The following is a 13,906-nucleotide window of genomic DNA, read 5'->3' on the forward strand; positions in this document are numbered from 1 at the left end:
GTCAACTCATGACTCTATGCATAGATGAATTTTTCTGCGTCTGCACCTGATGAAAACACGTCTGCTGAGCAGATAGAAAGCCTTCGCGACTGGTGGAGCCTGGCGGGTGTTGATCTGCATTATAACGATAAACCATCTGCACTATTGGGCGATACAGCTCCTGCCATCAAGCTAGCGGAGCCAAAACCAGTTGCTCCGACTGCCCCTACGGAAAGCAAGCCTGATTTAGCAAAAGCAAAGCCGCCAACTGAACGCGTCAGCGACAATTATCCGTCGGAGCACGACGAGTTTGTCGCATGGTTATCACGACCTGAAAACCTGATCGAAGCACAATGGTCGCAAAATCATGTTTTGCCGAGCGGCGTCATCGAGCCGGAAATCATGGTTATCGTTGGAATGCCGGAACAGGGAAATTTGGAAGAAAATTCACATTTTTCTCAGAAAAGCGCAGCCCTGTTGGCGAATATGCTGAGAGCTATAGAATGCGATTCGGACAAAATATATTCCGCTTCAATCTCTTTGGTGCGTTCATATGACGGTCGTATTGACCCACAATATCACGAGCCGCTTAAAAAACGGATGCTTCATCATATCGAGCTGGTGAAACCAAAGCGGATTATCGCATTTGGTGAATCGTCGTCGCACTTGTTTTTTAGCGAAAACTTGCTCACAGCGCGCAAAAATAAACAGTTTGTTAACCATGGTTCAGCCAAAACCGAGGCAATTGCCACGTTTCATCCGCGAATTTTGATCGAAAGACCGGAGTTCAAAGCAGAAGCGTGGAAAGATTTGCAATTGCTGACTAGGATTTCGAGTAGATGAAAAACCAGTTTTCCTTAAAATTGAAACTTGCCGCGACCGCTGCCCTTATCACCCTGCCCATGCCCTCGGCGCTGGCGAAAGATGGCGGCGCGGTGTTATTCAAAAGCTCGTCGATCGCGAAAGATATTCCATCACAGTTAAAGCGCAAACAATCCGAACATTATCGCGCGATTTTCAAAGCGATGGGCGGCAATGAATGGGACACGGCGAAGAATTTGATTGCCGATGCGCCTAATGGTCCCCTGAAATCCATTACTCAGGCAGAATATTTTCTCGCAGCAAACTCTCCCCGCGCTGAATTGGGGCCGCTTCTGGTTCTGGTCAATGAAGCCCCGCATATTCCGCAGGCTGCCCAGCTGGGTCGTCTGGCAAAGAAGCGCGGGGCTCAATTGCTTCCAAATCTGCCGCAGCGGCGTAATCTTTCTTACGTTCCGGGCTTACCCATTCGCAAAAAACCCAAAGCGATAGAATCAGACAATGCCGCCAATGCCATTCGCGGCCGCATTTTAGGTTTCATCAAGAATGATAGCCCCCAATCGGCGGAGGCGCTGCTTTTCGAGACCGAGAATGTCCTTTCTTCTGATGCGCGTACAGAACTGGAACAGCGAGTGGCGTGGTCATATTATATCGAAAATGATGACAGATCCGCTCAACGTATGGCGCAAAAGGCCCAGAAAGGCAGCGGCCCCTGGGTTGCTCATGCCGACTGGGTCACCGGTCTGTCTTCCTGGCGTTTGAACGACTGTCAAACGGCTGCTGCTGCCTTTGATAATGTGGGCCGCCGCGCTGCCAACCCTGATTTGCAAGCCGCCGGACTCTATTGGGGCGCACGGTCCGACATTGCCTGTGGTCAGCCGCAAAAGGCGCAAGGTAAGCTGCAAACAGCCGCCAAGCGTAGTGACAGTTTTTACGGACTTCTTGCTGCACAGACATTGGGCATGGATATAGCAACCAAGAAATCCGATGCGGGATTTGCAAAAGGCGACTGGAAGACGCTGAAACAGCATGACAATGTCAAAGCTGCAATTGCCTTGGTCGAAATTGGCGAGGATGGCCTCGCTGACGAAGTTTTGCGGCATCAGGCGCGGATCGGCAATTCCAGTGATCACGCCGCGTTGTTAAAGCTGGCACGCGAACTCAGCCTGCCGCGTACGCAACTATGGCTCGCCCATCACGCGCCGCGCGGATTCAAACCGGATGCGCAAGCGCGTTTTCCCGCCCCCAAATGGAAACCGGATGGCGGATGGCGCGTGGACCCAGCCCTTGTCTATGCCCACACATTGCAGGAATCTGCCTTTCGTAGCAAAGCCGTCAGCCCGGCCAATGCCATTGGCCTGATGCAGGTGCGTCCCGGAACAGCCGGCGATATCGCCCGGGCAAACGGACGGAATTTTCAGAAATCGCAACTGTTCGAGCCATCAACCAATCTGGAATATGGTCAGTCTTATCTCGAATATCTCGGTAGTTCGTCGATCACCGGCGGCAAGCTGCCCAAGGTGGCCGCAGCTTACAATGCCGGTCCGGGATCGGTCCAGCGCTGGAACAACGAAGTTCAGGATAAAGACGACCCGCTTCTCTACATGGAGAGCATTCCCTTTGTCGAAACCCGCGGATATGTCTCGATTATATTGCGCAATTACTGGATGTATGAACAGCAAGCCGGAATCAAATCAGCCAGCTTGAGCACGCTTGCTCAGAATAAATGGCCTGTCTTCCCGAGAAAGCCGACCAAAAACAAAACGCGTTTTACGGCCAACTAGGACAAAAAAACTGGATGAGCCATTGCAAGCCCATCCGGTTTCTCCATCAATAGCGCGAACTCAATAGCGATAGTGATCGGGCTTGAACGGGCCCTCTGGCGTCACGCCAATATATTCGGCCTGTTCCTGCGACAATTTGGTCAGCTGCACACCCAATTTCGCAAGGTGCAGCTCGGCGACTTTCTCGTCGAGATGCTTCGGCAGGACATAAACGTCATTCTTATACTGCTCTGGCCGCAACCACAGTTCGATCTGCGCCATCACCTGATTGGTGAAACTGGCTGACATCACAAAGCTCGGGTGACCGGTCGCGCAGCCGAGATTGACCAGACGTCCCTGCGCCAGGATGATCAGCTTCTTGCCATCCGGAAATTCGACTTCATCGACCTGTGGTTTGATCTCGTTCCACTTCATGTTCTGCAGACCGGCAATCTGGATCTCGCTGTCGAAATGGCCGATATTGCAGACAATCGCGCGGTCTTTCATCTCGCGCATGTGGTCGACGGTGATCACGTCTTTGTTGCCTGTGGCGGTCACGAAGATATCAGCGCGTTTAGTCGCTTCTTCCATGGTGACAACTTCATAGCCTTCCATCGAAGCCTGCAAAGCACAGATGGGATCGACTTCAGTCACAATGACACGCGCGCCGCCATTCCGGAGGGAGTCAGCAGAACCTTTACCAACATCACCAAAGCCAGCCACACAGGCCACTTTACCGGCTAGCATAACATCTGTCGCACGGCGAACGGCGTCGACCAGCGATTCTTTACAACCGTAAAGATTATCGAATTTCGACTTGGTCACGCTGTCGTTCACATTGATCGCCGGGAAAGGCAATTTTCCCTGCTTGGCGAGGTCATAGAGACGGTGAACACCAGTGGTGGTTTCTTCCGAAACGCCCTTAATGGTCTCAACCGTCTTGGTCAGATAGCCCGGACGTTCGGCCACAAAGCGCTTCAGCGTCGCAACAAAGACTTCCTCTTCTTCATTTTCAGGTGTGAACAGCTCTTCACCTGCTTCCACACGTGCACCCCAAAGCGCGAACATGGTTGCATCGCCGCCGTCATCCAGGATCAGATTGCAGGTTTCTTCCGGACCCCAATCGAAGATACGCTCGACATAAGCCCAATATTCTTCCAGCGTTTCGCCCTTGATGGCGAATACTGGCGTTCCACCAGCGGCAATCGCAGCGGCGGCATGATCCTGTGTTGAATAGATGTTGCAGGAAGCCCAGCGGACCGTTGCGCCCAGTGCCAGAAGTGTTTCGATCAACACCGCTGTTTGGATTGTCATGTGCAACGAACCGGTAATCCGTGCGCCTTTCAAAGGCTGTTCAGCACCAAATTCTTCGCGCAAAGCCATCAGGCCGGGCATTTCAGTTTCGGCAATCTCGATTTCCTTACGACCGAAGTCGGCAAGGGAAATATCCTTGATCACATAATCCTGTGTTTGTGTATCCGCTGCGGTAGCCACATTCATTCTCCTTGAAAGACGAATTGCCGCACCGGAAATCCCGTGCGGCAGTTTCATCATTCCTTAGCTTCTTGCGGCTTTGGAAGCAAATATAAAGATGTCTTTATATTTATAATTTAGTTACTAATTTTCGCTTGATGCGATAACAATCCCACAGCGACCACCTGGCAAATTCGGTGACAATCCGTGAAATTGCGAAATATTGACCAGCGATGATAGCTTGCCGTCACTATCTGCCGCAGAATTTGCCAGATCTTTCATGGTTTTGCATTCTGACAAATCACCGGAACCGGCACCGTATTTGTTGGCCAAGGAAACTGCATAGCGATCATAATGCTTCATCGCCTGTTTCTTGTTCCGGCCCTTCGCAAAATGTCCCCGAAGTATCCCGTTGCCAAGTTTTAACACCGGCTTTTTGTCGCGAACGAAGCGGTTATAATGAGGCAGAACATCATGTTCCGACTTCACGCAACGTAGCGCGGCAACCATGAGGCGGGATTGCAGGTCACGAACATGAGCGGCATCTGCTGCTGCCGGTGTCCAGCAGGCTGCTTGAGCGGATCCCGCCAATGTGACGCTTGTGATTATCCCGACCAAAATGGATTTGTTAAACTTAGACATTCCCCTAATCCCCTATTCCCATTGAGGACTACACAGTTGTTCTTTCTGACTTAGGGAATTTCTAAAGGCGTTGGTTAAGCGATGTTCATCATCCAAGTAGCGATAATTATGGGATAATCGTAATCTTCACCTGATTTCATGCGCTGCCAAACTGACCCGACAACATGCCTGGATCAATCCCTTGTGCCTTCCAGGCCATTTCCCATTTATCTTTGGCCTCGGTTTCATAGAGCCATTCTGGCTCGCCTTGTGTCACCGACCATCCGTTTTGGGTTAGTTCTTGCTCCAACTGCCCTGCTCCCCAACCGGAATAACCCAGCGCCGCGATCCATTTTTTCGGACCACGGTCTTTGGCGATAGCACCCAATATATCCAGCGAACTGCTCAATCCCCAGCGATCGCCAACCTGCAAAGTATCCGACAGATTGAAATCGAGACTGTGGAGAATGAAGCCCCGATGCACCTCAACCGGTCCGCCGACGAAAACATCGCGATCTTCCAAAGCTTCTGCTTCGATGTCAAATTGCTCCAAAATGCCGTTGAAGCTGATGTCCGTTGATATCTCACCAATATTGATGCCGAGTGCGCCATGCTCATCGTGCGAGCAAATTGCGATGATGGATCGGGCAAACCGCGGATCAGCCATGCCCGGTGTTGCAAGCAAAAACTGGCCAGAAAAATAGAGCGGATCATCCATGTCATTAGCATAAGTCACTTATCACGCCGTGCCCATGGTAAATTCGATAAACGGAGCATTATCATTACATTGCTTGCAATTTCACGATGCTGTCACCACAACATAATAACAAACATCGATATCCCCAAAATTTGTAAGGAGCGACAAACATGATCAATAAAGGCGACAAAATACCCGAGGTAAACCTTGTAAAAGCGACAGAAAATGGCCCCGAGCAAGTTAGCTCCTCAGACTATTTTGCGGGCAAGAAAGTGGCCCTTTTCTCAGTCCCCGGTGCCTATACTCCTACCTGTTCGGCCAAGCATCTGCCTGGCTATGTCGAGAAGGCCGAAGAGCTCAAAGCCAAAGGCGTTGATGAAATCGCCTGCACCGCCGTCAATGATGCTTTCGTTCTCGGCGCCTGGAACAAGGATGCTGGCTCTGAAGATGTCACCATGCTCGCCGATGGCAATGGCGATTTTGCCAAGGCCGTAGGTCTTGAGATGGATGGTTCCGGCTTTGGTTTGGGCACCCGTGGTCAACGCTTCTCCATGATCGTCAATGACGGTGTGGTTGAAGAATTGAATGTCGAAGCACCCGGTGATTTCAAGGTTAGCGCTGCCGACTATATGCTTGACCAGCTTTAAACGACATAATGGCGGACGGCTTGCTCAGCTTGCAAAGTCGTTCGCCATCTTTTCCCTCAACCTGCTATGTGGGACAGGCTTGTGGAGTACGGCAATGTTCTCCCGCATATGATCCACCCGACTTGTTGCTGGAATGGTAACGGTGACTGCGGGATGAGAGACGATATATTGCAGCAGATATTGCGCCCAGTTCTTGCTACCGATTTTATTCGCCAGATCGGGCAATACCCTGCCCCGTACTGAATCGAGCAACCGACCTTCCTGGAACGGGCGATTCACGATCACTCCGATATTCCGGTCCGAAGCTAATGGTAGCAATCTGTCCTCAGCTCTGCGATCGGCTATATTGTAAGAAAACTGAACAAAATCGATAGGTTCGTTTTTCATAATCTGCTCGAGAAGATCATAGTTGATGCCATCATAGCTGGTCACGCCAACATAGCGCAAATTGCCAGCTTCCTTCATAGCAAACAGCGTTTTCAGCTGCACCCGCCAATCGACTAGATTATGCACCTGCAGAAGATCGAATTTCGGCAAGTTCCATCTGGAGCGGCTTTCCTCTATCTGGCGTTGCCCTTCGGTTAAACCACTAGTCCAGACCTTGTCAGCAGAAAACAGACCGTCGGCATTGTCCAGCTTTTGCACTGCGTTACCAATGACAGTCTGGGAACTGCCGTACATCGGAGACGAATCGACAACCCGGCCGCCGCAATCGAAGAACAACCGAAGGATGTCAGCTCGCGTTTCCAGAGCCGATTGATCATCTCCAATATCAAACGTCCGCCAGCTGCCCATTCCGATCACCGGAATATTTTCTCCGGATGACGGAATGGGGCGCAACAGGGTTTTCCGAGTGCGCAGCGGCGTGTTGGATGTCAAAAGTAGGGTAGAGGCCGCCAGGCCAGCCACAAACCTTCTTCTATCCAATTGTGCCATTAGCTCACCATCCGCAGGATTTGCCTTTATTCTCTTCCTTCAACCAATCCATCAGCGGCTCAAAATAGCTGATCATTGCTGACCCATCCATTTCGCGGGTGCCGGTAAAGGCTTCCAGTGCATCGGGCCAAGGTTTGGATGCGCCCAGCTCCAGCATCGCGTTCAGCTTGGCACCAACCTCTTTGTTGCCGTAGAAAGAGCAACGGTGGAGCGGGCCTTCCCAACCGGCTGCATCACAGGCCGCTTTGTAGAATTGAAACTGCAAGATACGCGCAAGGAAATAGCGCGAATAAGGCGTGTTGCCCGGAATGTGATATTTTGCGCCAGGGTCGAACGCGTCCGCTGGGCGATCTACCGGCGGCGTAATACCCTGATATTGGCGTTTCAGATCATGCCATGCCTGCGTATATTCCGCTGGCTGGATATCGCCGGAGAAAACCTGCCAACGCCATTTATCGACCAGCAAGCCAAAGGGTAGAAACGCTACCTTGTCCATCGCCTGCCGTAACAGCAATCCGACATCCTTGTCCTCGCTTGGAACTTTATCGGCATCAAGCAAACCAACCTGCACCAGATATTCCGGCGTGATCGACAGTGCAATCATGTCGCCAATGGCTTCGTGGAAACCATCATTGGCGCCGTCGAGATGCAAATAGCTCTGCTTGTTATAGGCGCGCTGATAATAGTTATGACCGAGCTCGTGGTGGATAGTGACAAAATCATCACCATTGACCTTGATGCACATCTTGATGCGGATATCGTCGACATTGTCGATATCCCAGGCGCTGGCATGACAAACGACCTCGCGGTCTGCCGGCTTGGTAAACTGTGATCGTGTGTAAAAGGTGTCCGGCAGCGGATCAAAACCAAGGGAGGAGAAAAATTGTTCTCCGGCCTTCACCATTTTCATCGCATCATAGCCTTTGGAGGTCAGCAATTCGGTCGTATCGAAGCCAATGTCACCAGCACCTTCAGGCGCGACTATTTGGTAGATATTACCCCATTCCTGCGCCCACATATTGCCGAGCAGGTCTGCGCGGATCGGGCCGGTTTTGGCCTGCACCGCATCACCATATTTTTCGTTCAACTTGTCGCGGGTATAACAATGCAGCTCATCATAAAGTGGCTTCACCTGGTTCCACAGCTTGTCTGTTAGCTTGGCAAAATCATCCGCCGGCATGTCGTAGCCAGAGCGCCACATCGCACCGACATCGGCAAAGCCCAATTCCTTTGCGCCTTCATTGGCAATTTCAACCATGCGGGCATAATCATCCTTCATCGGCGCACCGACATTGCTGTGCCAGCTTGCCCACATTTCGGAGAGCTCGTCCGGGTTACGATTTGTGCCCATGGCCGCTTCGATGTCAGAACCGTTAATCTCTTCGCCTTTTAGCGTTCCTTTGCCTTTGCCATAGGCAGAGTTCAATTTGGTGGCGATGGTGTTCAATTCCGTTGCGGCGCCCTCCGTGGTTGGCGCGGGAAGCACAATACCGCCACGCAGCTTGTCGAGCTTGCGTGTGGTTACCGCATCAAGTCCCGCGACGTTGTTGAATTTGGCTGCATCAATCGCGGCCTGCACCGACATGGTAGTCCCTTCGGCACCGACCTTCGCTGCCAAGGCATCCGTATCCTCGGTGATATAGGTTGCATTGATCCAATAAATCCGCCCCGCATTGACCGAAAAATCGAACATCTTCTTTTCGGTTTTTTCGACAAATTTCTTAGCATCTTCTGCCGTAGGCTTGGCTTTATCAGCCATTTCACCACCTTCATGATGTTTTGCGTGAACCGGCGCGCTGAACGCTATGGTGGCAAGAGCGATGATCGAAGCGGCTGTTTTCATGGCTTATCCTCTGTGTTTGAATTTTGGTATGAACTGAAACTTTCTCGCGGGATCGTCAAGCGCGTCTTTCGCGTCGGCGCCAGATCAGGGCAATGATCATGCCGATTGTGCCGATGATCCAGGTTGCGATCTTTATCGGTCGAGCTAAAGCGGCGATGCCCGCCAGCGTATCGCTACCCTTTTCCTGCAATAATTGCGTGATCTGACTCAGCGTCTCAACATAGTCAAACAGCCCGAACAGAAAATAGATCAGCACCATGAACAGGCCAAGCTTCTTGAGTGATGGAGATTTGGCCTCCTGCCAGATCAGGCGTCCGCCCAATATCCCGCCAATGGAATAAAGACCGATAAACACAAGATCGCCGATCATGGACCATTTGGCATAACTCATCTTCCCTGCCTCCGCCCAGCTTAGTTGAATGGCATCAACCCGCTCGGCCGTCGCCGCGCTTTGATGATCCAAAATTCCGGCAGGAGCGACATCTGTGATGAGCGGCCCACCGGTTGCCACCAGAACGAGGAACAACGCGAAACCGCCCAACCAGAAAATCCAGAAATTACGCCAACTTATATATCCCGGCATCTGTCATTCTCTCCCTTATTGATTTGCGCTCAAAAAAAGCACCATCTCTTGCGCCATTTCGGGTTCTGTCACACTGCTCATATGCGTGCCTGGTACCGCAACATGATACCCGTGTGGCAGCAGGTTTGCCAGCGCCTCGGGGTCGCCATTGTCTCGATCTTCCGATCCACAAAGCACCAGCGTTGGTGTCGTGATAGTCTCTATGGCGTCCGGTTGCATATCCGAGAATGTCTTTAGCAAATGCGCAGCAGCCACGGTATCGACTTTCTGGCTTTTCATAAACTGAATCGCCATCCAATGCGGATCACCACGTTTCGCCGTATCGCGCAGCTCAATCGCCTTGAGGAAGAAGCCTTGCCGCCGATCCCAACCTGCCAGGCCTTCCAGCCCCATACCCGCAAGGATCGCTTTTCCAGGTGCAATTTTTGTGGTGAGCAGTTTAGCGGTTGTCCGGGCGCCGAGTGAAAAACCGCCGAGATCATAATCGGGCAGATCGAAATGCTCAATCAGCGCCAGCGCGTCCTTGATCAGTACGTCCTGTGGATAGGCATCGCGTTCATGTGGCGCCTCGCTTTGCCCATGGGCACGCAGGTCGGGCATGATCACTCGAAAGCCAGCTTCCGCCAGATGACCAGCATGGCCAAATTTGATCCAATTGGTCTCCGCATTGGAAAAAAGTCCGTGGAGCAGAATGACAGCGCGGCCCTGCCCCGTTTCATGGATTTTCAGTTTCACCCCGTCAAAGGAAGAGAAGTCCCAGCTTTTTATATCTACCATCATTGCCCCAAATTATTGCGCCAGGCGATCACATCGTCTGGCTGTGTCTGATGCTGATCCGTTTCCGGATCCAGCATGATACCAGCCTGTTTTTTGGAAACCCATAAATGACCGACTGGTGCAATATTCTCTGAGTGATCGAAGGTGCCTACTTTCAGCGTTATCGCTGACGGCGGATTGGTTCCACTATGCCACAGCCGCGTTCCGCAATCCCCGCAAAAATAATTGTATTTCCGTTTCCCACTATGTGCCGTGGTTTCAAACACCTTCGCCGTACCGGTCACGGTCAAAACTTCATAAGCCATGGGAATGGACATTGAAAAAGCACTGGCGCTCTGTTTCTTGCACTCCCCGCAATGGCAGGCATAGGCTGGCGGTATTGGCCCTTTGAAGACGTAGCGCACAGCGCCACATTGGCAGCCTCCCGCATGCGTATCACTCATTCGGGACCAACATATTGCAGCCATTCTTCGCTCGACTGCGGCTGCGTTTCGAGGGTTGGCACATCTTCGGGAATAGTGATCCAAGGTTGTTTGCTCGAAACCCAAAAATGCGCGGCGGGGCTTATGGTATTGCTGTTATCGAGGGTTCCGACACGGATACTGGCCAGACCGGCCCTTTGATCATTCGCAGCATAGATACGGCTCGTACATTTTGCACAGCCTGTAATGGTACTGATCGCGCCACTGGGCTGCACAAATGTTCCCTCATTTAACTCGCCTTCAATGGTCAGATCCTTGGCCATGATACCCATGTGCAGACTGAACGCACTCCCGGTTCGTCGCTGACAATCCGTGCAATGGCAAGCATAGGGCCGCATCCTGAAACCGGGCTTGAGTTCATAACGGACAGCTCCGCACAGGCAACCACCGGTTAATGTCCCTTCCATCGCCCTACTCTCCTCTTTCTTGCCCGCCAAGTTACATCTTTGAACCGAGTAAAAGCCCACAGTCAATTTGCCATTGGTTCAAGCTGTGCGCCTTCTGTGACGTCGAAAAGCGGTAATGTCAGCGCTCAGCCAATCCCTTTTGTTTCATCCGCCAGACCGCCAGTTCGATCCGATCCTGTCCGAAAAAGGGTTCTCCGTCGAACATCAAGGTAGGCACGCCCCAGTGACCGGCGGCTTCCAGAGCTTTCTGATTGTCCGCGATTTCCGCATCCAGTTCTTCCGCGTTAGCCTCGGCTTCAGCTATTAATTCCGCGTGATTCAGTCCTGCCCGAGTGGCCGCTTGCTCCAGATGATCACCCTCATTCCAGCCCTGCACGCCGCCCCAGATCAGCCGCGATACTTCATCGGCAAACTCCAGACCCTTACCGCGCCGGGAAGCCGCCTGCCCCATCCGTGTGAGTAGAAAGATGTGAGGCTGATCATCTGATATTTTGCGCGTGGCAATATCCTGCACAATTGGATCAGGATTGGGCGGCGCCATCGGAATATCCATATATTGCGCAACCCGAAAAATATCCTTGAACACGTAACCAAGCCAATTGGGATGGTTTTTCTCAAAGAAATCCGGCTCCCGGATTGCCAGCGGATAAACAAAACGCTGGTTGATCGAGAGATCATATTCCTGCGTTAGCGCAACATAACGGCGCGTCGCGAGATAGCTATAGGGTGAGCGGAAGGACCAATATACGTCTGCTTGTAAAGTCATCGAAGTTCAATGCACTGAGATGCATTGTAAAGGCAAGTTTCAATACATGTTTGGCGCACGCAAGCATATATAGGCTATGCCAAAAATTTACCTGACGCATATCGCATTTGTTAACCGGCAGCCTCGCGAACGGCATTTGCGAACCAAACTGTCAAACCTTCGCCATGCTTGTCGATGTTTTTGCTAAACCGAGTATCGGTAACCCACATATCGGCAAGTGCGACATGTGCTTCGCGGGTCAGCTGATAGAACCAACGGTCAATATGTTGTCTGTGACGTTCCACCAAAGTCAGTGCAGCGACGCTATCTGACGTTTCACCACTATCCATTGCTTTGGCGGCATCGGTCCAGATCATCACCAGCTCTTCTTTGAGTTCTTGCCACTCGGATTCTCCATATTGCTTGGTTCTGCGCTTACTCTCTGACCAAGCTTCGGTTTTTTCCCATCGGCTTTTCGCTTCAGCTTCAAACTCATCCGGGTTAAAGCCGTCGAACAATGATTCATGATCCATTTCCTGGTCCTCTTTTTTTGTGAGTTATATTGTTCCAATGCGCTATCGATAGAGGCGATAATCCGATGTGTTTCGGACAATTTTTCCACCATTTGGCGGCGCTGGTTTTTCAGATTCGCAACTTGATCAAAGTCTGGATCGTCGAGCGAGCGCCTAATATCTTCAAGCGACCTTCCGAGCGACCGCTCTATCAATATCTGTTGCAAGCGCAGCAAATGCTGCTCGGCATATAGCCGATAATCCTTGGCTGACCGGTCAGCGATCAACAAACCTATCTCATCATAATATTGCAAAGTTCGAATGGACACCCCGGCGGAACGACCAACTTCAGCGACGGTCAAGAGTTTCTTCTTCATGCTCATCGAATACGGTATCACGCAACCGTAGGGTCAAGAGGTTATTTGCAATTTAACTGCGACTCCATCGCAAAACGAAAAGGTTGTGATTCCCCTAGTGCCCGGTCCCGGGAAATAACGAACGTTCCGGATGGACCGCTACCCCTTGTGCAAATGCTTGCGCCCCAACAGCTCCGCAATCTGTACTGCATTGAGTGCAGCACCCTTGCGCAGGTTATCGGACACACACCAGATGATCAGGCCATTGTCCACGGTCGGATCTTCGCGCACGCGGCTGATATAGGTGGCGCTGTCGCCAACGCATTCGACCGGTGTGGTATAGCCTTCGTCCTCGCGCTTATCGACCAGCATGATGCCAGGTGCCTCGCGGAGAATTTCCTGTGCCTGTTTGGCGGAAATCTCATTCTCGAACTCGATATTGATCGCCTCACTATGACCTACAAAGACCGGCACGCGTACGCAAGTTGCTGTGAGTTTGATCTTGGGATCGAGGATTTTCTTGGTCTCGACGACCATTTTCCACTCTTCCTTGGTCGAACCATCATCCAGGAAAACGTCGATATGTGGGATCACATTAAATGCAATCTGCTTGGTAAAGATCTGGTTTTCTTTCGGATCCCCAACAAAAATAGCGCGAGACTGTTCGAACAGCTCGTCCATGCCGCCTTTGCCGGCACCCGATACGGACTGATAGGTTGAAACCACTACGCGCTTGATTTTCGCGGCATCATGAAGCGGCTTGAGCGCCACCACCATCTGTGCGGTCGAGCAATTGGGGTTGGCGATGATATTGCGCGCCTTGTAGCCTTCAATCGCATCCGGATTCACTTCAGGCACGATCAATGGCACATCCGGATCCATGCGGTAGAGCGAGCTATTGTCGATAACCACGCAGCCCGCAGCAGCAGCCTTGGGAGCATATTCCTTGGTCGGACCGGAGCCGGCGGCGAAAAGTGCTATATCCCATCCGGAAAAGTCGAAATGCTCAATATTCTGCACTTTGAGCATCTTGCCGGTATCGCCAATCTCAATCTCTGTTCCCTGTGACCGCGAAGACGCCACGGCGGCGAGTTCATCAATCGGAAATTCACGCTCGGCGAGGATGGTCAGCATTTCGCGTCCGACATTTCCGGTCGCGCCAACAACTGCAACTTTGTAACCCATGAAACTTTTCCTGTGCTGAATATGAAAACAGCCGGTTTTCCTTTTTGGGAGAACCGGCTGCCTGAATTTGTTATGAAGCTT

16 protein-coding genes and 1 pseudogene are annotated in these 13,906 nt (G+C 51.7%); 4 read left to right on the plus strand and 13 right to left on the minus strand.

The window, feature by feature from the left end:
* Nucleotides 1-24 precede the first annotated feature (24 nt).
* On the plus strand, nucleotides 25-822 hold the full coding sequence (locus DK507_RS14315) for a uracil-DNA glycosylase family protein (RefSeq protein ID WP_109357012.1): 798 nt from the start codon (nucleotides 25-27) through the stop codon (nucleotides 820-822).
* Nucleotides 819-2,582 carry a lytic transglycosylase domain-containing protein gene (locus DK507_RS14320; protein WP_109357013.1) on the plus strand — a complete coding sequence of 588 codons (1,764 nt, stop codon included), beginning with the start codon at nucleotides 819-821 and terminating at the stop codon, nucleotides 2,580-2,582. The genes DK507_RS14315 and DK507_RS14320 overlap by 4 nt, the downstream gene beginning before the upstream one ends.
* 60 nt (nucleotides 2,583-2,642) lie before the next feature.
* Here DK507_RS14320 and ahcY read toward each other — a convergent pair whose 3' ends face one another.
* The 3 genes from ahcY to DK507_RS14335 form a co-directional block, all read right to left on the minus strand.
* On the minus strand, nucleotides 2,643-4,055 hold the full coding sequence (gene ahcY / locus DK507_RS14325; RefSeq protein WP_109357700.1) for an adenosylhomocysteinase: 1,413 nt from the start codon (nucleotides 4,053-4,055) through the stop codon (nucleotides 2,643-2,645).
* 123 nt (nucleotides 4,056-4,178) lie between these two features.
* Nucleotides 4,179-4,676 carry a hypothetical protein gene (locus DK507_RS14330; protein WP_109357014.1) on the minus strand — a complete coding sequence of 166 codons (498 nt, stop codon included), beginning with the start codon at nucleotides 4,674-4,676 and terminating at the stop codon, nucleotides 4,179-4,181.
* A 136-nt stretch (nucleotides 4,677-4,812) separates the two neighbouring features.
* Complete coding sequence (locus DK507_RS14335) at nucleotides 4,813-5,391, minus strand: YqgE/AlgH family protein (RefSeq protein WP_367889561.1); 579 nt, start codon at nucleotides 5,389-5,391, stop codon at nucleotides 4,813-4,815.
* Nucleotides 5,392-5,522: 131 nt separating this feature from the next.
* On the opposite strand from DK507_RS14335, the gene DK507_RS14340 reads away from it, so the two are divergent.
* Complete coding sequence (locus DK507_RS14340) at nucleotides 5,523-5,999, plus strand: peroxiredoxin (protein ID WP_109357016.1); 477 nt, start codon at nucleotides 5,523-5,525, stop codon at nucleotides 5,997-5,999.
* Nucleotides 6,000-6,023: 24 nt separating this feature from the next.
* On the opposite strand, the gene DK507_RS14345 is transcribed toward DK507_RS14340, so the two are convergent.
* From DK507_RS14345 to DK507_RS14380, 8 genes are all read right to left on the minus strand, one after another.
* Nucleotides 6,024-6,935 carry an aldo/keto reductase gene (locus DK507_RS14345; protein ID WP_109357017.1) on the minus strand — a complete coding sequence of 304 codons (912 nt, stop codon included), beginning with the start codon at nucleotides 6,933-6,935 and terminating at the stop codon, nucleotides 6,024-6,026.
* A 4-nt stretch (nucleotides 6,936-6,939) separates the two neighbouring features.
* Nucleotides 6,940-8,778, minus strand: a complete 1,839-nt coding sequence (locus tag DK507_RS14350; RefSeq protein ID WP_109357018.1) for a M2 family metallopeptidase — start codon at nucleotides 8,776-8,778, stop codon at nucleotides 6,940-6,942.
* 55 nt (nucleotides 8,779-8,833) lie between these two features.
* The gene (locus DK507_RS14355) at nucleotides 8,834-9,361 is read right to left on the minus strand and encodes a hypothetical protein (RefSeq protein ID WP_109357019.1); all 528 of its coding nucleotides are present in this window, start codon (nucleotides 9,359-9,361) and stop codon (nucleotides 8,834-8,836) included.
* 15 nt (nucleotides 9,362-9,376) lie between these two features.
* Entirely contained in the window at nucleotides 9,377-10,141 is a 765-nt protein-coding gene (locus DK507_RS14360) for an alpha/beta fold hydrolase (protein WP_254054395.1), read from the minus strand.
* On the minus strand, nucleotides 10,138-10,581 hold the full coding sequence (locus DK507_RS14365) for a GFA family protein (protein WP_162559064.1): 444 nt from the start codon (nucleotides 10,579-10,581) through the stop codon (nucleotides 10,138-10,140). The genes DK507_RS14360 and DK507_RS14365 overlap by 4 nt, the downstream gene beginning before the upstream one ends.
* Nucleotides 10,578-11,027, minus strand: coding sequence for a GFA family protein (locus DK507_RS14370; RefSeq protein WP_109357022.1), 450 nt, complete (start codon nucleotides 11,025-11,027; stop codon nucleotides 10,578-10,580). Before DK507_RS14370 ends, DK507_RS14365 begins: the two co-directional genes overlap by 4 nt.
* A gap of 118 nt (nucleotides 11,028-11,145) precedes the next feature.
* Nucleotides 11,146-11,793 carry a 2-hydroxychromene-2-carboxylate isomerase gene (locus tag DK507_RS14375; RefSeq protein ID WP_109357023.1) on the minus strand — a complete coding sequence of 216 codons (648 nt, stop codon included), beginning with the start codon at nucleotides 11,791-11,793 and terminating at the stop codon, nucleotides 11,146-11,148.
* A gap of 110 nt (nucleotides 11,794-11,903) precedes the next feature.
* On the minus strand, nucleotides 11,904-12,305 hold the full coding sequence (locus DK507_RS14380; RefSeq protein ID WP_109357024.1) for a TipAS antibiotic-recognition domain-containing protein: 402 nt from the start codon (nucleotides 12,303-12,305) through the stop codon (nucleotides 11,904-11,906).
* A gap of 65 nt (nucleotides 12,306-12,370) precedes the next feature.
* Between DK507_RS14380 and DK507_RS17925 the strand changes: the two genes are divergently transcribed.
* Entirely contained in the window at nucleotides 12,371-12,538 is a 168-nt protein-coding gene (locus DK507_RS17925; RefSeq protein ID WP_174209036.1) for a hypothetical protein, read from the plus strand.
* On the opposite strand, the pseudogene DK507_RS18240 reads toward DK507_RS17925, so the two are convergent.
* Nucleotides 12,506-12,667 (minus strand): annotated as a pseudogene (locus DK507_RS18240) (MerR family DNA-binding transcriptional regulator); the annotation flags it as partial. The gene DK507_RS17925 and the pseudogene DK507_RS18240 overlap by 33 nt on opposite strands.
* Before the next feature lie 132 nt (nucleotides 12,668-12,799).
* Nucleotides 12,800-13,825: an aspartate-semialdehyde dehydrogenase gene (locus DK507_RS14390; RefSeq protein WP_109357026.1), complete on the minus strand. Its 1,026-nt coding sequence runs from the start codon at nucleotides 13,823-13,825 to the stop codon at nucleotides 12,800-12,802.
* Between the last annotated feature and the right edge of the window lie 81 nt (nucleotides 13,826-13,906).

This window comes from Sphingorhabdus sp. EL138 (assembly GCF_900258045.1).
Taxonomy (GTDB): domain Bacteria; phylum Pseudomonadota; class Alphaproteobacteria; order Sphingomonadales; family Sphingomonadaceae; genus Parasphingorhabdus.